This window comes from Microcoleus sp. Z1_A1, assembly GCF_036700305.1.
GTDB lineage: Bacteria > Cyanobacteriota > Cyanobacteriia > Cyanobacteriales > Microcoleaceae > Microcoleus.
In genome coordinates, this window is sequence record NZ_JAUBOR010000008.1 from 67,605 (window position 1) to 89,377 (window position 21,773).

Consider the following 21,773-nt stretch of genomic DNA (forward strand, 5'->3'; position numbering starts at 1 on the left):
GTTCCCCATTTTCTGATTCTTTTTGATTTGAGATGCGATCTGACTTTCACAATAACTAATTTTTTTTTTTACCGCAGAGGACGCAGAGGACGCAGAGGTAGAGGGAAGAGGAGAAAGAGGTAATTTTAAAATCTGTAGGGTGCGCCGCCTGTGTACCCTTACATTCAATGGGCGCCAACGCCGAACATCTATCCTCTGGGTGCTTGTGGTCGCACCTTACATGATGAATGAGCCTCTTGCAATCTAAAATCTAAAATCTAAAATCTAAAATGGTATTGCCCATGTCTTCGGTCTTAAAAGCAGATGTTTTGGTAGTCGGTGGCGGCACTGGCGGCACTGCCGCAGCCGTGCAAGCAGCCCGCCGAGGGGCCAAAACTATTTTAGTAAGTGAATTCCCCTGGCTGGGAGGAATGCTGACTTCTGCTGGCGTTTCTGCCCCCGATGGCAATGAATTAGCAGCTTTTCAAACTGGTTTGTGGGGCGCGTTTCTCCGGGAACTCCAGCAGCGACAGCCGGGAGGTTTGGATTGGGGCTGGGTAAGTTTTTTTACTTACGATCCCCGCATCGGTGCTGAAATTTTTGCTGATTGGGTTAAATGTTTGCCGAACTTACAGTGGATTTCTGGACAAATCGCTCATGATGTGCTACGGGAAAGATCTCGCATTTCTGGCGTTCGGTTTGCAGATTTTACTGTTTCGGCCAAAATCACTTTGGATGCAACGGAATTGGGAGATTTGCTGGCTTTAGCGGATGTTGGGCACCGCTGGGGTTGGGAATTCCAAGCCGAGTGGGGAGAACCCAGCGCGCCGGCTGCCTCTAATGCTCTCACAGAGCGTTATTCGGTGCAAGCTCCGACTTGGGTGGCAATTATGCAGGATTTTGGTAAAGGTGCGGTGGCGCCAGAAATTCCCGCGCCGCCTGTTGAGAATCTCGATCGATTTATCGGTGCTTGGGACGGTTACACTCCCGAACAATTTCTCAATTACGGCAGGCTTCCGGGGGGATTGTTGATGATTAATTGGCCGATTCGAGGTAATGATTATGGTGAAGGAGTCGATCGACTAATTGCATCTAAAGCATCTCGACAAGAATTCCTCCAAGAAAGTCTCTGGCACAGTCAAAGTTTCGCCCGCTTCATTCAAACGCAACTCGGCCCCCGCTACGGCCTTGCACAGAATATTTTCCCCCTTTCAACGATCGACAATCAACAAAATTCTTCCCTTCTTTCTTCCTTTGCCTTACATCCTTACTACCGAGAAAGTCGGCGCTTGCGGGGAGTACAAACAATCAGAGAACAAGATATTTTGCCTATTGTCGGTGGCAGAGTCGCGAAGTTGCCGATAAATTCTGAGGGCATTTGTGAAACAATTGCGATCGGGAACTATGCCAACGATCACCACTACACCAGTGGCGACATTCCCTTGCAGCCAAAATCGATCCGCTGGGGCGGCCGCTGGACTGGAACTCCGTTTACCATTCCTTACAGCGCGCTAATTCCTGCGAGTACGGACGGTTTGCTAGTCTGCGAAAAAAATATTTCCGTATCTCACATCGCTAACGGTGCAACTCGCTTGCAACCGACGGTAATGAATATTGGACAGGCGGCGGGGATGGCGGCGGCTTTGTGCGCGGAATCTGGATGTCAGCCGCGGGAGTTGCCGGTGAGAGTTTTGCAGGAAGCTTTGCTGCAAGATTCCGAGGCGAGTGCGGCGGTTATTCCTTTATTTAATTTGACACGGGATCGATCGGACTGGCTGGAGTGGCAACGCTATTATCTCGATCGACCCCAAGCATATCCCGCCAGCGGCGAATGTCAGGAGTCAGTAGAAAAACCAAGCAGTCAAACAGCAAATACCCACAGCCAATTTTCTGGCATTTTCCGTCGCCTCGGCGAACAAGACTGGACACTAACGCTGACAAGCCCCGCATCTGCGGCCGGTCAAACTTGGCAACTCGTGACTTTGGACTCGGAAACCGACAAATTTTTACACAATTGCGAAACCGAAAAGCCTCTGACAGTATGGGGCCGGCTGAATTCGGCAGGTGCTTGGCTGCTGGCGGTAGCAGTAGAATAGAAGAGGTGAGGTTTTTTGCAGAGATCCGAAAAATTCACAGAAATTTATCCTGATAGATCGGGGAGAGTCCGTATCAGTTAATAGACACTGACACGGATACTACCCATGCAAACTTACACACCAGTTGCTTTACTGAGTCTTTTGGACGTTACTTTGAGCGCCACTGTCGTTCGAGCCTTTGAATCCCTCGTCGGACTGCTGGAAGTTGCCACCGCTTCATACATTTTATCCGCCCAAACCGAACAAAGGGGCGATCGTTCTCCTGAAAGAGGCAGCGGACGCCGAGAGTTCAGTGAACCTAATCTTTACACTCATCAACTACAAGCATTTTAATGACATTGGACGAAAGCGATTTCCGTTATTGAGTTAGTTTCTGCCGCCCGTGTCGAGCGCTGAATCTGATTTCCTGGGATGATAGTTTTTCTGGTTTCCAAGGCAACTGCATTTCTTGTTTACAGTCATTAGGATATTCTTTTATGTGATGATAGCATATAAACCTTAAACCGCCATCTATCGAGACATTGAAGCTCGTATTTGGCGGTTTTGTATATTATTGCAACCTTCTGGGTAGTGCAATTAGGATTTTTTTTTACTGAAGCAAGAAATTTTATTTCATTTTACATCGACTTCTGGCTGCTCTCATAGATCAGATGCTACGCATCTAAAGTGTCTGTTGCTTCGGAAGGGGGAGAGGGTGAGAAAGGGAGAGGTAAAGATAATTTTCCGCTTTTTATACAATGATTTTAGGAGACAATTTAAAGGCGCGATAGCTTAACTAAAGCCTTTTTCCTTCTTTCTTTTTCCTTCTTCCTTATGATTCCTGATTCCTGATTCCTGATTCCTAATTCTCTAGTTTGATAATTTCAGGGAAATTCATCCTGATAGGCCAGGGTAAATGTCGTATCTCTAAATAGATACTGAGACGAATACTACCCATGAAAACCTACACTGCAATTGCTTTACTGAGCCTGTTGGGCATTACCTTGAGTGCCAGCGCCGCTCAAGCTTTTGAATCTCCACTCCCCATGCTCGAAACTGCCACCGCCCAATATATGTTGTCAGCCCAAACTCAACAAAAGCCCGAGCGTCCTATTAAGAGGCGAGGCAACCGCAGGGATTTTACCGAGTCTAATGTTTACACTCATCCGCTACAAGATTTCTAATCGCACTGGAGGCAAGTGATTACCACAAGTGAGTTGCTTTGGGTCGTTCATTCGATCGCTCGATCGGATTTTCTGGGATTCTAGTTTTTCAGGTTAAGCGACAACTGCACTTTTTGTGGACAGTTATTAGGAGATTTTTTTTAGTGTAAAAAATGTTAGCATATAAACGCGGAACCGCCATCTACCTAGAGATAGATTCTAGTATGTGGCGGTTTTGTATTGAAAACGCTTCAATTAAACAAGCACTAACCACAGGCCTCGGATCATCTGGGTTTTTCAACCGATATCCCTCGCCCCCCACGCCTTATTTTGGCGTTGCACAATTTGAGGCGGATTTTTGTGGGCTGTCCCGCCTGCTGTGAAAATACAGCGGACTGGCTACGATATCCCATCCCACCAAACTATCAAAATCTTCCCGCAATTATGCAACAGCCTTATTTTAGTTGATAAAACCGGGTTTGGGCATCCATGACTATTCAAGAATTAGGGGCTCGGAGTCGCCTCAAATTCCTGGCATCGCAACAGTTATTTACCTTCTCCCCCCCACAGGTAGGGTTTAATTTTCAACCGCTGCACTATAATAAACGTGCGATAACTAACTTATATATAGGTAAACTGTCAGCGCAGAGGGTGCAGCAATCTACTTAAATTGGCCACCAATAAGAACCACTTATGCGGTGTTGATAGCCTTTAAGCCCATGCCCCTGTTACCTCAGGGAAATTAACTAACCTGAATATTAGGGTAGCTGGCAAGCTTTCCGGCAACAGTCGGCTATGCTTGATTCGGCGCTCTCGCAATAATTTAATGGAGGATGACAAAATGCCTCCTAATTTGGCTATTTCGGGGATAGTGATGAAAAATGACTCTTTAGATCTGGTCAAAAGCCTCAGCCCTAGTGCAATGGATCAGATCATGCTATATCTGGCGTTTAGCGCCATGAGAACCAGTGGGCACAGGCACGGGGCGTTTCTAGACGCGGCCGCAACGGCGGCTAAGTGTGCCATTTATATGACTTATATTGAGGAAAAAAACAACCTGCGGATGACCGGACACTTGCATCACATTGAGCCTAAACGGGTGAAGGTGATTGTTGAAGAAGTCCAGGAAGCTCTGACTCAGGGAAAATTGCTGAAAATGTTGGGTTCGCAAGAACCTAGATATTTGATTCAGTTTCCTTATGTCTGGCTGGAACAGTATGGTTGGATGCCGGGACGCCCTCGCATTCCGGGAAACAATTTGACTGTAGATGAAAAAAAATATCTCGAAGGCAAGATTCCTCCGAATCCGCCGGATGCTCAACTGATCAATTCTTTTCAGTTTATGGAGTTGATTGAGTTTCTGCACAGGCGATCGCAAGAAGATATGTCTCCAGAAAGGCGAATGCCTTTGAGCGAAGCTCTAGCAGAACACATTAAGCGGCGCTTGATCTATTCTGGGACAGTAACTCGCATTGATTCTCCTTGGGGAATGCCGTTTTATGCCCTCACCCGCGCTACTTACTCTCCGGCAGAGCAGGAAGAGCGGACATTTACTATGGTTGAGGATACGGCTAGATATTTCCGGCTGATGAAGGATTGGGCGGAAAAACAACCGAAGGTGATGCGAATTATGGAGACTTTGGATATTCCGCCGGAACGGCTCGACCAAGCCCTTGAGGAATTAGATGAAATTATTCGCAATTGGGCCGATCGCTATCACAAGCGGGGCGAACCGACGATGATTTTACAAATGGTTTTTGGGCCGCAAGACGACGCTTAGTTTGATTAACTATTAATCATTAGTCATGAGTTGATTGCTTGAGACTAATGACTAATGATTAATAGCTAATAGCCCTGGACGGCGCGAGCGACTTTTTTTCCAAAAATACTGCGTTATATCATGTCCGATCGAGTGACCGCGATTAAAATGGCGGGTTTTTGAGATTGTCAATTATTGGCAGATATTTTTCCTGAACCCGCCCCTACCGTATTAGGGGTAATCGACCGGACATAATATTAATCGTTGGAATTGTCGTAAAAAACCAAGTTGATTGGGCCGCGAATGCGTCCCGGATTAACTAAGTTAAAAAAGCTCTCCATGTCGCCGCTAAAATAATCGCTACGATCGCTCCTATGAGTGTATTAAAAAAATTTACCACCTCGTTGGTCAGCCACTCAAACTTTGATTGCACCGTCGCCCCAATCACGCTCTCGATGTTCGTGGCAATAAAAGCCGCAATAACACAAAAAACAATTCCTGTCAAGTCAATTAAACCGACGGCCCAACTCAAAAGCGCAATCAAAATTGAGCCGACAATACCTGCGATCGTTCCTTCCAAACTTACTGCCCCTTCCGTACCCCTGGGTACAGGTTGCAAGCTGGTAATCAAAAAAGTCCGCTTCCCGTAAGCTTTGCCGATTTCGCTGGCGCAGGTATCGGAAAGTTTGGTGCAAAAACTCGCCGCGTAACCCAGCAATAACAGGGAAATAGCATCTTGTGGCACAGGCATCTTGCCTGTGTCTGCTAAAACAGACATCTTGCCTGTCTCTCCTAAAACAGACATCTCGCCTGTATCTCCTAAAATAGATAATGCCAAAACTCCCAAAGCGCAAAGAGTAGCGGTTAAAGCCGAACCCCAGACATTTTCTGGGCCTCTGGCGCCTGAACGCTTTTCGGCTATGCCTTCTGCTTCTTTTTGGGCTTTGCCGATGCGCGTAACTCCCGATCCGACAAGAAAGTAAAACATCACGACAGCATAGCCTTGCCATCCCAAACAGCCCCAGATGAGGACGCCCAATACCCAGCCGTGAAATTGCCCAGCAGGAGTGAGCAATTTTTTAGGAGCAATGGTGGCGATCGTGAGTAAAAATGTATTTAGGGCGATCGCCACCAACCAAGGATTAGACCAAGATAAATAATTAAAGAACAATTCTGAATTCGGCATTTAGTACCTCCATGAACCAAGTCTTATTTCATCTTGCCTTTCCCGTGACCGATATTGCCCAAACCAAAGCGTTCTACGTAGACGGGCTCGGCTGCGACCTAGGTCGCGAATCGCCAAATTCTGCGATTATGGGCTTGTGCGGCCATCAAATTGTCGCCCACGTCAGCCACGAACCTTTGACGCCTCAGCGAGGCATCTACCCCCGGCATTTTGGGTTAATTTTTACTTCCGAAGCTGACTGGGAAGCGTTGCTAGAAAAAGCCCAGCAAAACAAGTTAAATTTCTATCAAGAACCGAGACGGCGATTTGTCGGTTTGCCTACAGAACACCGTACTTTCTTCTTAGAAGATCCTTTCCACAATATACTTGAGTTCAAGTATTATTGTGAAGCTGAAGCAATTTTTGGTCGCAGCGAATACGCTGAAGTTGGCGATGCTGTTTGATTGCTGCGCGAAATAACAACCAGTTGCAGCATATCAACTTTCGGATTGAATCAAATCACCTGCTGGTGGATGTCGCCCTATAGCTTTGTCAGCAGTACGAATATTAATAACTCTTTCTCGATTTAAGACTAATGCTGTAACTGTAGCTCGTCCAATTGTAGTTAAACCAACTATTGATAATCCATCCGCCGACCAAATAAAATGTTCGTTCCAGGTATCTAGTCTGGGATTAAACAATGGTACTTCTACACTCGACTGGGTATCTATGGCTGTAGTTTTATCGGATTTTTGACGGTTGCAATGAAAGCAAGCTAGTGCCAAATTGTCAATATTGTTACTCCCTTTTTTAGTGAGAGGAATGATGTGCTCGATCGTAAACTCTACATACTGCCATTGTTCGGAAGCATGGCAATATTCACACAGACAGTTTGCTCTCTGACGAACTTGATTTTGGATATTCTCAGGAATTTGACGGCGAGCTGACATTTCTATACTGTAGGCTGAATCTGGCCCAAGAAAAGATTGCGGACAGTTCGATTGACAAAACTGAGGTAATCGTCGATTTCTTCGTAAAGATTCAGTTCTTGGTCTTCTTCGGGATTGAGTTGCAAATTTTGTTGTTTTTCCAACAGTTCTTCTATGCGATTTTTGACTGTTGTAGAGGCTCGAAAAATCGGTATTCCTTCCACTAATTCAATGCGAACGGCTCCTTCTATAGGCAGAGTGTCTCGCAGCTTTTCCAGTTTTGGCAGGACGATCATAATTGTTGATTTTATGGGTGTCAATTAAGATTATATCAATAAATTTTAAATCCGTCTAGCTAGACTCGAAAATACCGAAGACCGAACCCCTACTTTTAAAAAAAAAATCGAGGTTTTCAAAGCAGAGCGTTTTACTTTACAGCCAGCTATTTATCAATCTTTAATGGTTCTGACAGTGCTTCAGCGACCGCTTTTAAACTGCTGGAATGCCTCGCCATCATGGCATGGGCAAAAACCGACAATTTTACTTCTTTGGCAACAGATATTTGGGAACTAGAAGCCGGTACGATGATGAAATCCCAATCTGTCCAAATCGAAGTAAAATTGAGCTTTTCCAACAAGGCAGAATCTCGATTTAAATCTTCCAGAAAAGCACTGCCGGGACGCATTTGGATACAGCCTTTTCCCCAGAGAGTGTAAGCCATCCAAGTACCGCTGTGAGGAGAAGATATGGCAATAAAGCGCTGCACTCTGTTAATGCCGCCTAACCTTTGCAGGTAGTAGCGAGTTACTAAACCGCCCATGCTCAATCCTACTATATCTAGATGCTGTTCGGGCGCAAAGGTTTTGTCTATATAATCTGCTATTTGTTGGGCTAATTCGTCTATGCTGGCGTTGCCCCAATGGGGCGAGAGATTGAGGGTGTAGACTGACCATCCCAGTTGGGTCAGGTAGGCAGACATTTTGTGAAAAATTCCCGATTTTCTGAAGATTCCGTGAATTAGCAAGACTGGGTTGCGGCTGAAATTGCTATTCATTTTTAAGTGGGAATTTTATTTTCTATAGGTGCTTTGAGTTCTTCAACTATTGCGTTAATACTTAGGGGTTCTGTCACCATTTGGCGGTGCAGCAAAACGTTGACTTTAACTTCTTTACCTACTGGCATTTGGGAGCTGTTCGCCGGTACAATCATTATGTCAAATGGCGTCCACATTGATGTAAAGTTTATGCGTTTGAGCATTGTCACATCTTGATTTAAATCGCGCAGCAAGCCACTATCGGGGCGCATATCCAGGTATCCTGGTAGGCGTAGGGAATAGGCGGTGAGGGTGCCGTGGTGGGGGGAAGAGAGGGTGATGAAACGCTGTACGCGGTTGATTCCTCCGAGTCGCTGGACGTAGTAGCGGCTGACGATGCCGCCCATGCTGTAGCCTACTATGTCTAAAGATTGTTCTGGGTCGAAGGTTTCAGAGATGTAGTCTGCGAGTTGCTTGGCGAGTAAGTCGAGGCCGAGGCTACCGTCGTTGGGGGTGAGGTTGAGGCTGTGGACTGACCATCCAAGTTCGGTGAGGCGGGCGGACATTTTGCTGAAAATCATCTTTGTGTCCCAGATGCCGTGTATCAGGATGACGGGATTGCGATCGAGCGAACTGTTCATTTGAAAAGAAAATTGCTTGCTAATTACAGCATAAATCACTCCCCTAGGGAGTTTTACCCGTACTAGGACAGCTAGCGAATCGGATCGAGGTACGATCGACAATGAGTGGGAATCCCTAACAAATTCTGAGATACTTTGTAAATAAGTGCAAAGCAGTGCGAGTATTTATACCTAAAATTTGCTTTGATGAGCTAGCTTAGATACAGCAAAATGTAAATTTTGATTAAGAAATGTAGACAAAAGTTGCCTTACCTCGTAGTCTAATTTTGTTGACAAGCTTGTAAAAATTTCTCTAAAAGAACAAAAGGAGTAAGTCTAATGTTTGGTTTTATCAAAAATTTCTTCGGCGGTATTTTCGGCTTTTTCGGCAGACTATTGGGCTTGAAAAAGTCTGAATATTTCCTAGATTTGGGCGAATCTGGAACGAAGGAACCAGCAAAAGTTGCGCCTGCGAAGGCTGAGCCTGTTGCGATCGCACCGGCAAAAGTTGAGCCTGTTAAGTCTGAGAAGTCTGAGAAGTCTGAACCTGCTAAGAAGGCTAAGGTAGAGAAAAAGTCTAAGAAAGACAAGGAACCAGTCGCTAGCGTTCCTGCTAATACTCCCGAACCTGCGAAGGTACCTGCGGTTGCAGCAACTAACGGCAAAGTGCCGAGTCAAGCTGAACCGAATCGGACTTTTGCTCCTAATAATTTAATGCCGACACCAACTGGAAGTCGTCGGAGCCCTGGCCCCAGCATGAACAATTTCCGGGAAATGGCTCGTCAGGTGAAAACGAAGTAGGAAATTGGGAATTGATAATAGGGAATTGGGCATGGGATAATTCCCAATGCTGGCGTTAACAATTTAAAAATGGGATTGCTCATTTTTAATTTTAACTATTTGTTCTATTCCCTATTTTCTGAGTTTCTGAGGAAGGCTAATCCGCTGTATAGCTGAAAAGCTGAGTCCCAAGGAGTTTCGGATTTGCGCTCGACTTCTATATGAGATTCGATCTTGCTCAACATATTAGTGTAATCGAGCACTGTCTCGGCAAAGGGCGTAAATTCTGACCAAACTGTAACGTCAAGCTGGCGATCGAATATTTCCAATAAGTTATTCCAGTTAATTCTGGTGGTACTTTGAGGAATTTGTTGAGAGTTTTTGACTGTCGATGTTTTGTTTTTCGGGTTCGGTGAAGTGGGAAGTTCGGCTGAAACTTTGGTAAAGTCAACTCCTTGTTGAAATTCGTAACTTTGGTCGCAAATTCGCAGAATGCAGTTTCTGCTGGGAATGTGTAAGTCACAGATTTGAGCGTAATCTTGCCGGATTTCTCTGTGGCGAAATTGATCCTTTCTTCGGTTGGGCGAGTAGTCCATGACTTCGATGAACATCGGCAACAAGCCTTCTACTCTTTGGGTAACTTCTGACCAGCTAAATTCGATCGCACCGAGTCGTGAGAGTTTATCTTTGCAAACAACGGCTGGAGAAGAGAGAGACTGGAAGTGTTGCACTCGGAAGATTTGGATTTTTTGAATATCGCTTAAGGTTGCCCAAAATACGGGAATGCCGGCGTTGAGGAGTTCTTGACCGTAAATTCGCAGTTCGGCGATGGGGCCAGTTTTGTAGAGTCTCCAGCCGCGGCTTTGGATTTGCATCCGGGTGGTGTAGGCGTCGATTTTAAAGATTCTGCTGATATTTTGTACGACTGCGGCTTTGTTTTCGGGACTCACGGGTTCGAGGATGAGGAGTCCGGGTTCGAGGTTGCTGGGGTCGTTTTTAGCAGTTTCTATGGCTTGTTGGCGGAGGTTTTGTTGTGCGGTTTCAATCCGTTGAATAGCTTGGCGGGTCTGGGAGACGATTTTGGGGTTGGTGATGTCGCGGAGTATTTGTTTGTAGGTTGTTTGGGCTTTTTCGAGCTTGTTGGTGAGTTCGTAGTAGCGGGCGATATAGTATTGTACCCACGGATTTTCGGGGGAGTCTTTTTGTAGTTTTTTGATGAGTTGGGCAGCTTGTTTGTATTCTTTACCATCGAGGGCGGCGACTATTTCTTTGATGTCTGTCATGGCGATTGGGGGAATGGCGTTGTTTCTATCTTGGCTGATGTTTGGGTGGTTTCGCCACTGGTTAAAAAATTTTGCTGTTGTGTTAACTTATAGATATGATATGCCGGAAAGAAACAATGGTGGAACAAAAAGTAACTTACACGCTTGAAGTCAATGGTAAGTTTATTATCATTGAAAATGTTCCTGCTAGAGTGTGTGTGGAAACGGGAGATCGCTTTTTTTCACCTGAAACTGTGGAACAGTTGCAAAAGATGATTTGGGAAGAGAGAAAGCCTATTAGGGTGATTAAAACACCTGTTTTTGAGTTTGCTTAGCACTTGGTTTAAATTGAGTTAAAGCTGATTGGAATTAACGCTTAATGTGTAAGTACCTTTGCTTGTGCGATCGCCTCCTTTAACAACTATTTTATAAGTGCCGTTACTAGGCAATTTTACGGTGAGTTGAGACTCTCGGCGATTCTGGGAGTTGCCTGTTTTTTGGGCAATATTTTTGCCGCTGGTGTCGAACAGTGTTATGTTGTGGTCGAATGCTCTGCTTTTGAGGTCGATCGTCATAGATTGACCTGCGCGTCCTTGAAAGGTGTGTTCGCTCTTGTCGCCGTCTTTGAGGGTTCCCCGCTGCTGTAGGAGGGAAAGGGATGTGAGTTTTGGTCGATCGACATTGCTCAATTCTAAGCCGTAATTGGTCATGGGTACATCGAGGCCATTTCCGTTTCTGACTGCGATGATAAAGGCTGTTTTGTTGTTGGGGTCTCGGACTATTTTGTCAATAAATTGGGATTGTATTTGTTTTGCTGTTAGAGGTTTAGGTTGGTTGAAGTTGGGTTGTGAGGTACAGAAAAGCACGGATCCGTCTAGATAGCGGGCGGCGTAGAACCAATAGTTTTGACCGTTAGTTGTAAATTCGTTTCTGCTAAAGATAGTGAATCTTTCAAGTTGCGGTAATTGCTGGTTGCTCTGGCAATTTTTATCGATGTATATTTCGTTGGCTGATGGCTGTCGCTGGGCGAAAACTGCTGGGACGGTGGTGGTGACAATTGCTGAGATGAGGGTGAGGGTGAGGGGGAAGGGCGATCGGGTTTTCATAAATACTTGTTTCTATTTATTGTTGTCAGGTATTGTACGCTGTACTTCCTATTCTATCTCTGTTTTAAATACTTTTCTAATTCCGCAGTGCGCTGTTTCGTCATGCGATCCAAACATTCATTGAGGAAACCTCCATAACCCGTACCGCCACGATTTTTATAAACTTCAAATTCACAGGTTTTATCTCTTAACTGAATCCACCCTAATTGTGCTTCGGAAAGTTGCGCCCGCTCTTCGCCGCTCAATTGGGAAATCAGTTGTTTGTAAATCTCGTTCAGTCGTTTATCCGAGGCTTCGTAATTCAACCGAATACAAGCTCTGACTTGCACATCTCCTTGCGGGCGATCGCAATTAATCTGTTGAGCAATGGGAAAGCTCGGAGATTGTGCAGAAACTGATGTTGTACTGAAAATTGCTACAAGCGCGTGAAGCGAAGCTATCCCGTAGGGAATCGACCAAAAGCGCGATCGACCTTTCCTCAACTCTATTTTCATGACTCGTCAACCCATTTATCTGATAATTCCTCTTAACACGAGACAGAGTGGATTTGATTAATTTAAGTATTTTTTTATATTTAAGCTGTCACGCATTTAAATTGCATATTCAGGGCGGGCTAGACGGGTGCATCTCACTTTGGCAAATACATCAAATTGAAAGTTGACCGTTGAGATAAGCACAGCGAAGAGAAAGGATAGAGGGAACGCTCTCAATTTTCCATTGCGCTCCTGATATTTTCACCCTGAACCCAATTCGTTTAATAATTGATTCAACTGTTCCCGAACCAATCGAACTTATGGACTCCTCTTTATAGTATTGGTAGTTGACTATTCGGCAGCGATGGGTCTCTAAATAGTTACAAAATATTTTAAATCCTTTTTTTGTCATCTCTTTAAATAGATTGATAACTTCATCTATTTTACCTTGCCACAACATATTTTCTGCTAACTTTAAACGTTTTAGCGAACCTCCTACCTTGTAAAGATTTTCTTTCAGATGATACCAATCTAAGATTTCTTGTCTTTGTTCAGTATCTCCTATTTCTTTAAATATGTTCCAAATTCCGGCATGACCATCTCCTAAACAATACATAGGATGTAGTAATTTTTGGCTATTAGTCCAATCAATTAAATCTTGATTATTTTGAAAAAATGCTCCCGAATAAACATTATCTAAACAAATGGCTTTATAGTCTTTCCAATAACACCCCTCGCCTTTGGTTTCGTTGCGTAGCCTGACTTTCCCGCCATCTAATGTAATTTCTTGGACTCCTTGTTTAGATGTAGGTAATTCAAATTCTTGTCGTTTGACTAATCTGTGTAATGTACTATGAGAGACTTTGACCCCCGTGAAAATTTCTAAATCTTTTTCTGCCATTTGATAAGATTCGTTGGCACTGATTAAAAGACAGCATTTTTCCATCATTGGACTGAATTGACTATACGCTTTCAATCCAAAATATTTCGCTTGATTGTCTGTAATTTCGAGCGAACCGACTATTGATTTTCTTTTTCTGGATTTTCCTGTTTGAATCCCTGATACTGCTGAAAAAAAAAGCTACCTAGTTCTGGTCCCACTTGTTCTAGCATTTTCTGACGGAGAGATTTTTCTATGCTGTCAAAACTTTCTAACAGGCGTTGGATCTGTATTTCTGTAAAGAATGGATGCTGCCGCTTTTAAGTAGGCTTTTAGCTGTTCTTGGTCTGAGGGTGTCATTTTCTTTACCTCATATTTTTTGGCAATTTTACTAGCTTTTCCATTTTAACCCTTTTGCGACATATTCGCCAAAGTGAGATGCACCCGGCTAGACGGCCCACCCCACAAGAATTAGATTGTTTTTTGACATTCTATTTAAATGCACAACAGCTTACTGAATTAAAACGCCTTTTTTATCAGATTCCAAAAGTGTGCTTGAGTGCTGCATCCACTGCCACCATATCCGACAAAATACCAATTTTGCGATCGATTTCAACTTCTAGAAGAGTCACAAGATTGTCTGTCATAATTACCGAGTCAGCTAGCAATCCCGTTTGCTGCCCTTCCGGTGTTGCTAGGGAAACAAAAACCCGGCTTGGGTGTCCTGAACGGGCTAAGTTGCTAGTAATCATTGCCGTAATTGTTTGCCCTAAACCAGTCCCCAGATTATTAGCTTGAACTATCAAAGCTCGACGGCGTTTCGCAGTACGCAAATCCGAGCTGGGAAACAAAACCAAAACCACATCACCGCGACTATAAGGCATCGTAAGCATCCATCTCCGGTAGTTCCCAATCAGGAGCAAATCTACTCAACCGAACCCGTAAATCTGCTGCTTCTTCCTGGTTGATACCGCGAGATTGCAAGTTTACTAACCCTAATTTTGGCATAAAAGTAACAATAACTTGCGCTTCTTCTATGTCGGCAGGCATTTCCAATAACTCAATTTTGCCATTTCGGTATATCCCCTCTACTGACTGTAACATATTACTCCTCTGATAATTATCTATTTACATTTTAACTGCGATCGCCAAACCCATCAAGTCTCCGATCGGCTTGGTGGATATTAGCACTTCTCAAAGGCCGCGCCAACTAAAGACAAAGCCACAATCGGAGCTGTCACCGCTCTCAGAATTCTACTCCCCAAAGAAACAGCTTCAAAACCAAATTCGATCGCCCTTTCCACCTCACCCTCAGTCCATCCACCCTCCGGGCCCGTTGCTATTACTATCGATAATTCTCCCCCAGGGGGCGGGCACGGGGACACCGCCCCTACAAAATGGGGTTCTAATTCTTGCTCCCCCCTTACCAAGGGGGGCTGGGGGGGTTCTAAATTACCCAACAAACAATCCCACAAATGCCGATTTTCCCCGCGAGCAACACAAATAAATCGATATTTTTGACCGCAATTTTTCACAGCAAAATCAAACGAAATCGGCTCGAAAATAGTCGGCACAAGTTGACGTTCCGACTGTTCCGCCGCCTCCGCAGCAATTCTTCTCCACCGATCGACTTTTTGATCGCTTGGTTTGAGCAAAGTTCGATCGCTCGTTACGGGCACAATACTTGCCACACCCAACTCCGTCCCCTGTCTCACAACCTCGTCAAAGGCGTTTCCCTTGGGCAATGCAGCCATCAAAGTTACTGCCACGGGTAGCTCCCTGTCCACCGCAATCTCCTCTGCTATCGAGGCAAATAACCCGCTTTCCTGGGCTTCTAAGACTGCTAACCACCAGTGTCCCCGGCCGTCCATTGCAATAAATCGATCGCCCGGTTGCAAACGTAGCACTCGATTTAAATAATGCTGTTGTTCTCTAGTTAGGTCGATTTGGCGATCGCAAATTTGAGCTGCTGTAACTGCTAATCTTTGTAGTTGAGGCATTGAATTGGGATTGTTCGTTTTCTATTAGAGATTTTTTTTATTTAACCGCAGAGAACGCAGAGAACGCAGAGGAAGAGAGAATGAGAGGGGATAGGCAGGGGGAGTTTCAATTGTTCAAAAAACTATAAAGGCAAAGCATCTACAACCGGAATTATTTTACAAATTCAAGTTTTTTTCTGCAAATGCTCTGCCTTTATATTACTTTTGCCAGAAGTCTATTGAATACTATCGAAAATCGGCTTATCCTTCCTCCTTAATCTTCTTTAAATAAGTGGAAATCGCTTCTGTAGCTAGCTGCGTGATCGGCTTGCCCTGACGGGCTGCTTCTTCCTTGAGCTCGTTGTAGATTTCATCGCGGACGCTAATTCGACGGCGGACTTTGCCGCCGCCAGCAGTGGCAGTCTCGTTTTCATCGCCGTTACTAGACGTAACTTCTAATTCATTTATCTCAGTTGTCATCGAGTCAGCAGATTGGTAGTTGGTTACAAATTGACGGATAGATTCTAACCCGACGCGATCGCAAAAATTGCCAAAACTCTCGCTCAGTTGCCGTTTTTGCTTGAAATAAACAAAAATCGGCTCCAGAAAAGCTTCAAAATCCTTGACGTGCAGCTTTTCCTCAATGGGTTTTGCCAGCCGCGTTTGGTCGGGAGAACCGCCCAGCCAAATCTGGTAGGATTCCGGGGAACTCCCGACAAACCCCAATTCTGCCATATAAGGACGGGCGCATCCATTTGGGCAACCAGTCATCCGCACCACAAAATGCTCGTCTGCCAAGCCAACTTTGGTCAAAAGTGCCCGAATTCGCTCTAAAATGCTGGGAATCACGCGCTCAGACTCGGTAATCGCTAACCCGCAAGTCGGCATTGCTGGACACGCCATCCCATAGCGCACTAGGGGGTCGAGATCAGTTTCTCGCTGAATGCCGCATCGATGGAGTATTCCCTGAATTTCTTCTTTAACATCCGGCGAAACATCGTAAATCAGCACGTTTTGGTGTGGCGTCGCCAGTATCGGCAAGTTGTACTTCTGCACGATTTCCCGCAAAGCTGTTTTTAGCTGAAATGAACCTTCATCCTTGATCCGGCCATTATCCACGGAAATGCCGACAAACAGTTTGCCGTCTCCTTGTTCGTGCCAGCCCAAGAAATCCAAATACTTCCACTCTGGCAGCGGTTTAAAGGCTTCTAGCGGCTTGCCAAAATATTCGGCTACTTTTTCGCGGAACCACTGTACGCCTTTGTCGTTAATCAGGTATTTCAGCCGCGCGTGCCGTCTGTCTGTGCGATCGCCGTAATCTCTCTGGGTTGCTACAATTGCCTTGACCAAATCGTAAACATCGTCCTTGGCCACATAGCAAATCTCATCCGCAACCCGCGCAAAAGTCTCTTCTTTGTTGTGAGTACGGCCCAAACCGCCGCCAGCAAACACGTCAAAACCTTGCAACTCGCCAGCTTCATTGGTAATTACCACCAAGCTCAAATCCTGAGAGTACAAGTCAATTGAATTGTCTCCCGGCACGGTAACGGAACACTTGAACTTGCGCGGCATATAATGGCTGCCGTAAATCGGTTCTTCTTTGTCGTCGCTAAAGATTGTGCCGTTGCCGTTTTTCTGTCTCGCGGCCTTGACTGCGGGGTCTTCCTCGGCTGAAACAGCTTTTTCGCCGTCCAACCAAATTTCGTAATAAGCACCGGTTTGCGGTGTCAGCAAATCGGCTACATTGTTGGCGTATTGCAGCGCATACTGGTATTCTGGGCGATTTTTGTACGGTGCTGGCGGTGCCATGACGTTGCGGTTCAAGTCGCCGCAAGCTCCCAAGGTTGACCCCATATTTTTAATAATTGAGGAAAACACTACTTTAAGATTTTTTTTCAACACGCCGTGCAGTTGGAAACCTTGGCGCGTTGTAACGCGGATCGTGTGGTTGCCGTATTCTTCAGATAGCTTGTCTAGGGCTAGGTATAATTGCGGCGGAGTGAACCCGCCGGGATTGCGGGTGCGGAGCATGAACTGATAGTCTTTTTCTTGTCCTTTAACTCGATTGTCGCGGTTGTCTTGCTGGTACGAGCCGTGAAATTTGAGAATCTGAATCCCCTCTTCGGTGAAGTGGGTAGTTTCTTGTAACAGTTCAGTCGCAACGGGTTCTCGTAAATAGTTGCTGCGTTCTTTCAGACCTTCTGATTTAGAGGGTTTGCGCGCAACAGGGGTTGAAGTGGAAGATGTGATCATGGGAATGTATAGTGCCAGTTATAATTAGATACAGCCGATCGAATATTTCTTGACAATTTGACACTTGACAAATTTGCACTTGACAAATCTCCTCAGAAATGCTGTGTCGGATCTGTTGACAACTCGGTTAACAAGTAAGTTAACAAGTAAGTTAATAACGGTAATCCGCTAGGAATTCTGATGTTGTTCAATTGTAACACGATCGAGCCGGGGCTGAAAAATTGTAATTAAGAGTTTATACTTTCGATCGCTTAAGTTTACGAAACTTTAGAAATAATTAACCTCAACCTTTGAAACTATGTCACTGTATGACGAAGACACTTTTGTGGTGTTAGAAACAAACCAGCCAGAGCAGTTTTTGACGGCGGCGGAACTGTTAGAAAAGCTGAAAGCCGTCTTAACCGAGAAACACGAAGATTTGCCGCAGGAGGTGAATAAAATATCTGGCGTGGAAGATCAAGCCAAGTATTTGATTGATACTTATTGTGAATTAGATGTCGGGCCTGGAAATTTTTTGCAGTGGTATGCAGTGCGCTTGGAAAAGTAATTTTGGGAATTGGTTGTTAGTTATTGGTTATTGGTTATTGGTTATTAGAGCCAACAACTAAGAACTTAACAACTAACAACCAAAAACTACTGACAAGTAACAAGTAACAAATAACCAATAACCAATAACAACTAACTATTCTTCTAACTGTTGAACCGATGATACTTCAACTGCGGTAACATCGATCGTACCGGGCGGTGTCAAGCGACTAAAATGACCTTCCTCTATTTTCAGAGGTTCGCCACAGTTGGCACACTGAAGCTGAGTTTGATTTAAGGCTGTAAATTCGTATTGACAAACTGGACACTTGTCCTCAATTAAATTGCTTTTCAGCCACCACTGAAGCGCGAAAAATGCAACCACAGGCGTCAGCAACAAAAAAGCTACTAAAATCAACACTGATTTAACTATCCAACCCAAACCAATAGACACCAACAAATACGCGATGCCCAGCAGTATCAGCCAATTGCTAATACGGGGTAGCTTGAAAGATATTTTGGGGGTGCCTTGGTTCACGGTGGTCTCCTTGGGTGTCTTTGCAGGTAGGCATAACTCTATCCTACTCAGAAATTCAGGCGGTCGATCGAGTTAATTTTCCCATTGTACACCCAGAAACCGCTCTCTACGGCATAAGCTGATCTGAGTCAGAGGGTTGAAAAATTCCTAGTAAGGATTGACAAAGGGATTCAAAACTAAATCTTGCCAGGGTTTGTTCCCTCAACCAATGGCGATCGCACCTTTTATCCTCTCCTCGCAGCATTTCCACACAAGCAACCGCTACTGCTGCCGAATCTCGGTGAGGAACTCGCCACCCCAGTTTACCATCTTGCAGCGGATCTGCCGACCCGTCCGCGTCTCCCGCCAGCACGGGTACTCCGCAAGCCAGCGCTTCCAAATAAACTATACCGAACCCTTCCTGGGATGGCATTACATAAGCATCGGCTAACTGGTAATATGCTGGTAATTTTTCTGTCGCTACAAAACCCGCAAATATTACTCTTTCGCTAACTCCCAAATCATCAGCGAGTTTGGCTAATCTAGATCGATCGTCTCCCCGTCCAATAACTAAGTATTTCACATTGGGAAACGTTTTTGCTATTTGTGGCAAAGCTTGAATTGTGACATCGACGCCTTTGTAAATATCCGTCGATCGCAATCTGGCTACAGTCATCAATATTTTAGCACCAACCAAATTGTACTGCTCTAATAAATCCTGTGGCTTCGGCCCAGTGGTAAATATATTTTCATCTACCGTACAAGGCACTATTTGGAATTTTTCGTGATTTAAATTGTTAATTTCGCAAGTACGCGCGGCGAAGCTATCCCGTAGGGAATCGCGCGTGTACCTGCTAATAGTCCAAATACTGTCAGCTTGTCTCATTGCTGTTTGATATTTAGGCGGAAGCGGTTCCCAAACTTCCTTGCCATAAGTTAAAATTGTGTAGGGAATTCCCAGTGGCGGGCATAAAGTTTGAATTAGCGGTGCGAGTTTGATGTGACCGCAAAAAACCCGCTGCGGTCGTTTTTGCAGCAATCGAGTTAGTAATACTGTAGCAAAATTAAGACGACCAAACCAGAGATTCTCGGTTTTGAGATAATAAAATTTCAGATTTTTTGAGTTGTAAGGATTGTTGCAGTCTTCGGAATCTCGCAACAGCAAAACTTCAGCTTGCGGGGGCGAGTTTGTCCCTGCGGTTATTGACTGGTAAGCTTTGAGAATATCTTTAACGTAGGATTGAATGCCGCCTTCGCTGGCAAATATTTCTAGGAAACAGAATAGGTGATTTGTCGATCGCATTTTTCGATCCAATTAAAACTCCCGCCAGATTTCGATGATGCTGGGAATTCTTCGCGCACCATAGCCTATATATAGCCTGTTGTCGAAGTAGTGCGCGCGCGATCGACTAATTTTCGGATGCGGGCGCAGCATTGGATCGAGGGAAACCATCCCCGCGCGCCACATCCGGGTAGCAAACCCCTTCTGGGGTTTTCTTTTCGGTGCGACAACAAAAAACCCCTGCCATCGCTGGCTGGGGTAGAAAATTATCAGGGTGCATCTACTAATGTGCTCAGTATAGCATGATTTGTGGGGTGTCACCCCTGATGGGTGACACCAACGACGATTATTTAATGACAATAACTTATAATCAAGGCTGTAAATGATTAACAAAGCTTGTACTTTAGACCGTATTGTCCCTGTTAATCTAAGATAGGACAGGCGCAGGAATCCTCAGAAACCCCGTTGATTCCTAGATTTATCCTTGCCAAAGCCAATATTTTCCCAGAAACCGGGTTTCTGAGCGCAAGTCCGATAAAATTTAAGATTTAGAATAAATCTGTGCTAGACCTCAAATTAATCCGAGACAACCCGCAAGCCGTGCAAGAAAGCCTCAACCTGCGCGGAGGTAACTATGAAATCGAGCCGATTTTGCAATTAGACAAACAGCAGCGGGAGTTGGAAGGCAAGCGATCGCAACTACAAGCCCGCAGCAACGAAATTGCCAAACTCATCGGTCAAAAAAGAAAATCGGGTTTACCCCTCGAATCTCCCGAAATTCAGGAACTGCAGGCAGAAGGCAACGCCGTCGGCACCGAGTCGAACGAACTGCAAGCACAGGAAAAAGACATAAAAGCTCAAATAGAAGCTTTATTGCTGCCACTGCCAAACTTGCCTGGTTCCTCAACGCCGATCGGCAAAAATGAAGAGGAAAACGTCGAAATCCGGCGCTGGGGAGACGAATATATACCCCAAAATCCCGGTATTTTACCGCACTGGGAAATCGGCGAAAAATTAGGAATTATCAACTTTGAACGGGCGGTAAAAATTGCTCAGCCCCGCTTTGTGAGCTTAATGGGAGCTGGGGCAGCCCTGGAAAGATCGATTATTCAATTCATGCTCGATCGCCACACAAAAGCTGGTTATGTAGAAGTGATTCCCCCACTTTTAGTTAACACTGAATCTCTCACAGCTACGGGTCAATTACCCAAATTTGCTGAAGAAAGTTTCAAGTGCGACCAAGATGATTTGTGGTTAATTCCTACTTCCGAAGTTCCGGTTGTCAATTTGTACAGAGGTGAAATTTTGACAGCAGAACAGTTGCCAATTTATCACTGTTCTTACACTCCTTGTTTTCGCCGGGAAGCTGGCAGTTACGGCAAAGATACGCGGGGATTAATTCGATTGCACCAATTTAATAAAGTTGAATTGGTAAAACTCGTGCATCCGAGTACCTCCGAGGCAGAGCACGAAAAGTTAGTGCAGGATGCTGAGGGAGTTTTGCAGGCGCTGAAATTGCCTTATCGGGCGATCGCGCTATGTACCGGCGACTTAGGTTTCGCGGCCGCCAAAACCTACGATTTAGAGGTGTGGCTGCCATCTGCGGGCAAATACCGCGAGATTTCCAGTTGTTCCAACGTCGCAGATTTTCAGGCGCGGCGGGCAAATATTCGCTTTAAAGAAGCGGGTAAAAAAGGCACTCAATTCGTTCACGCGCTGAACGGTTCGGGTTTAGCTGTGGGCCGGACAATGGCGGCTATTTTGGAGAATTACCAGCAGCCCGACGGGACGGTAAAAGTGCCGGAAGCCTTACAACCCTATTTGGGACGGGAAGTTTTGTAGGCTGGTTTGTGGTGCTGTTAAATCCTCAACTTCTTCCCAATCTCCATTATATCTAATCGGCGCTTCATCAGAATTATATGAGTCCGGCCGTCTATGAGATTGTTGGTTTTAGGGAATTATTGTTGGTAACGAGCTCCCTTGTATGGTGCGT

The 21,773-nt window shown here is 45.1% G+C and carries 23 protein-coding genes and 1 pseudogene; 9 read left to right on the plus strand and 15 right to left on the minus strand.

What is annotated here, in order from left to right:
* The first annotated feature begins 281 nt into the window (after window positions 1-281).
* From QT973_RS07425 to hetR, 4 genes are all read left to right on the plus strand, one after another.
* A complete protein-coding gene (locus QT973_RS07425; protein ID WP_333053384.1) occupies window positions 282-2,075 on the plus strand; it encodes an FAD-dependent oxidoreductase in 1,794 nt (597 codons plus the stop codon).
* Window positions 2,076-2,180: 105 nt separating this feature from the next.
* Window positions 2,181-2,408 (plus strand): heterocyst-inhibiting protein PatX, encoded by a 228-nt coding sequence (gene patX / locus QT973_RS07430; RefSeq protein ID WP_333053385.1) that lies wholly within the window; start codon window positions 2,181-2,183, stop codon window positions 2,406-2,408.
* 602 nt (window positions 2,409-3,010) lie between these two features.
* Complete coding sequence (locus QT973_RS07435) at window positions 3,011-3,238, plus strand: hypothetical protein (RefSeq protein ID WP_333053386.1); 228 nt, start codon at window positions 3,011-3,013, stop codon at window positions 3,236-3,238.
* Between the two features lie 853 nt (window positions 3,239-4,091).
* Window positions 4,092-4,997, plus strand: coding sequence for a heterocyst differentiation master regulator HetR (hetR, locus tag QT973_RS07440; RefSeq protein ID WP_333210401.1), 906 nt, complete (start codon window positions 4,092-4,094; stop codon window positions 4,995-4,997).
* Window positions 4,998-5,295: 298 nt separating this feature from the next.
* Here the strand turns inward: hetR and QT973_RS07445 are convergent, their stop codons facing one another.
* Window positions 5,296-6,162 (minus strand): TIGR00297 family protein, encoded by an 867-nt coding sequence (locus QT973_RS07445; protein ID WP_333391045.1) that lies wholly within the window; start codon window positions 6,160-6,162, stop codon window positions 5,296-5,298.
* An 11-nt stretch (window positions 6,163-6,173) separates the two neighbouring features.
* Between QT973_RS07445 and QT973_RS07450 the strand changes: the two genes are divergently transcribed.
* Window positions 6,174-6,605, plus strand: a complete 432-nt coding sequence (locus QT973_RS07450; protein WP_333053389.1) for a VOC family protein — start codon at window positions 6,174-6,176, stop codon at window positions 6,603-6,605.
* A 33-nt stretch (window positions 6,606-6,638) separates the two neighbouring features.
* Here the strand turns inward: QT973_RS07450 and QT973_RS07455 are convergent, their stop codons facing one another.
* The 4 genes from QT973_RS07455 to QT973_RS07470 form a co-directional block, all read right to left on the minus strand.
* Window positions 6,639-7,091: an HNH endonuclease gene (locus QT973_RS07455; RefSeq protein WP_333053390.1), complete on the minus strand. Its 453-nt coding sequence runs from the start codon at window positions 7,089-7,091 to the stop codon at window positions 6,639-6,641.
* Window positions 7,092-7,093: 2 nt separating this feature from the next.
* Window positions 7,094-7,366 (minus strand): hypothetical protein, encoded by a 273-nt coding sequence (locus QT973_RS07460; RefSeq protein ID WP_333044472.1) that lies wholly within the window; start codon window positions 7,364-7,366, stop codon window positions 7,094-7,096.
* Window positions 7,367-7,512: 146 nt separating this feature from the next.
* Window positions 7,513-8,124 (minus strand): alpha/beta fold hydrolase, encoded by a 612-nt coding sequence (locus QT973_RS07465; RefSeq protein ID WP_333053392.1) that lies wholly within the window; start codon window positions 8,122-8,124, stop codon window positions 7,513-7,515.
* Window positions 8,125-8,126: 2 nt separating this feature from the next.
* Complete coding sequence (locus QT973_RS07470) at window positions 8,127-8,744, minus strand: alpha/beta fold hydrolase (protein ID WP_333053393.1); 618 nt, start codon at window positions 8,742-8,744, stop codon at window positions 8,127-8,129.
* Between the two features lie 318 nt (window positions 8,745-9,062).
* On the opposite strand from QT973_RS07470, the gene QT973_RS07475 reads away from it, so the two are divergent.
* On the plus strand, window positions 9,063-9,524 hold the full coding sequence (locus QT973_RS07475; RefSeq protein ID WP_333053394.1) for a hypothetical protein: 462 nt from the start codon (window positions 9,063-9,065) through the stop codon (window positions 9,522-9,524).
* Between the two features lie 104 nt (window positions 9,525-9,628).
* Here the strand turns inward: QT973_RS07475 and QT973_RS07480 are convergent, their stop codons facing one another.
* The gene (locus QT973_RS07480) at window positions 9,629-10,786 is read right to left on the minus strand and encodes a tetratricopeptide repeat protein (protein ID WP_333053395.1); all 1,158 of its coding nucleotides are present in this window, start codon (window positions 10,784-10,786) and stop codon (window positions 9,629-9,631) included.
* A gap of 95 nt (window positions 10,787-10,881) precedes the next feature.
* Here QT973_RS07480 and QT973_RS07485 point away from each other — a divergent pair, with 95 nt between their 5' ends.
* A complete protein-coding gene (locus QT973_RS07485) occupies window positions 10,882-11,100 on the plus strand; it encodes a YgiT-type zinc finger protein (RefSeq protein ID WP_333053397.1) in 219 nt (72 codons plus the stop codon).
* 18 nt (window positions 11,101-11,118) lie between these two features.
* Here the strand turns inward: QT973_RS07485 and QT973_RS07490 are convergent, their stop codons facing one another.
* The 7 genes and pseudogenes from QT973_RS07490 to sir form a co-directional block, all read right to left on the minus strand.
* The gene (locus QT973_RS07490) at window positions 11,119-11,871 is read right to left on the minus strand and encodes a hypothetical protein (protein WP_333053398.1); all 753 of its coding nucleotides are present in this window, start codon (window positions 11,869-11,871) and stop codon (window positions 11,119-11,121) included.
* A 53-nt stretch (window positions 11,872-11,924) separates the two neighbouring features.
* Window positions 11,925-12,365 (minus strand): lysozyme inhibitor LprI family protein, encoded by a 441-nt coding sequence (locus tag QT973_RS07495; protein WP_333210353.1) that lies wholly within the window; start codon window positions 12,363-12,365, stop codon window positions 11,925-11,927.
* Window positions 12,366-12,516: 151 nt separating this feature from the next.
* A pseudogene (locus QT973_RS07500) lies at window positions 12,517-13,584 on the minus strand (ISKra4 family transposase).
* 176 nt (window positions 13,585-13,760) lie between these two features.
* Window positions 13,761-14,108: a type II toxin-antitoxin system PemK/MazF family toxin gene (locus tag QT973_RS07505; RefSeq protein WP_333053400.1), complete on the minus strand. Its 348-nt coding sequence runs from the start codon at window positions 14,106-14,108 to the stop codon at window positions 13,761-13,763.
* Window positions 14,098-14,328, minus strand: coding sequence for a hypothetical protein (locus QT973_RS07510; protein ID WP_333053401.1), 231 nt, complete (start codon window positions 14,326-14,328; stop codon window positions 14,098-14,100). Before QT973_RS07510 ends, QT973_RS07505 begins: the two co-directional genes overlap by 11 nt.
* A gap of 80 nt (window positions 14,329-14,408) precedes the next feature.
* Window positions 14,409-15,224, minus strand: coding sequence for an RsmE family RNA methyltransferase (locus tag QT973_RS07515; RefSeq protein ID WP_333053402.1), 816 nt, complete (start codon window positions 15,222-15,224; stop codon window positions 14,409-14,411).
* A 240-nt stretch (window positions 15,225-15,464) separates the two neighbouring features.
* The gene (gene sir, locus QT973_RS07520) at window positions 15,465-17,456 is read right to left on the minus strand and encodes a sulfite reductase, ferredoxin dependent (protein WP_333053403.1); all 1,992 of its coding nucleotides are present in this window, start codon (window positions 17,454-17,456) and stop codon (window positions 15,465-15,467) included.
* A gap of 298 nt (window positions 17,457-17,754) precedes the next feature.
* Between sir and QT973_RS07525 the strand changes: the two genes are divergently transcribed.
* A complete protein-coding gene (locus QT973_RS07525; RefSeq protein WP_333053404.1) occupies window positions 17,755-18,003 on the plus strand; it encodes a chlororespiratory reduction protein 7 in 249 nt (82 codons plus the stop codon).
* A gap of 135 nt (window positions 18,004-18,138) precedes the next feature.
* Here the strand turns inward: QT973_RS07525 and QT973_RS07530 are convergent, their stop codons facing one another.
* Both QT973_RS07530 and QT973_RS07535 read right to left on the minus strand, forming a co-directional pair.
* Window positions 18,139-18,519: a hypothetical protein gene (locus tag QT973_RS07530; RefSeq protein ID WP_333053405.1), complete on the minus strand. Its 381-nt coding sequence runs from the start codon at window positions 18,517-18,519 to the stop codon at window positions 18,139-18,141.
* Window positions 18,520-18,625: 106 nt separating this feature from the next.
* Window positions 18,626-19,801 (minus strand): glycosyltransferase family 4 protein, encoded by a 1,176-nt coding sequence (locus tag QT973_RS07535; RefSeq protein ID WP_333391050.1) that lies wholly within the window; start codon window positions 19,799-19,801, stop codon window positions 18,626-18,628.
* 540 nt (window positions 19,802-20,341) lie between these two features.
* On the opposite strand from QT973_RS07535, the gene serS reads away from it, so the two are divergent.
* The gene (serS, locus tag QT973_RS07540; protein WP_333053407.1) at window positions 20,342-21,622 is read left to right on the plus strand and encodes a serine--tRNA ligase; all 1,281 of its coding nucleotides are present in this window, start codon (window positions 20,342-20,344) and stop codon (window positions 21,620-21,622) included.
* The last annotated feature ends 151 nt before the right edge of the window (window positions 21,623-21,773 follow it).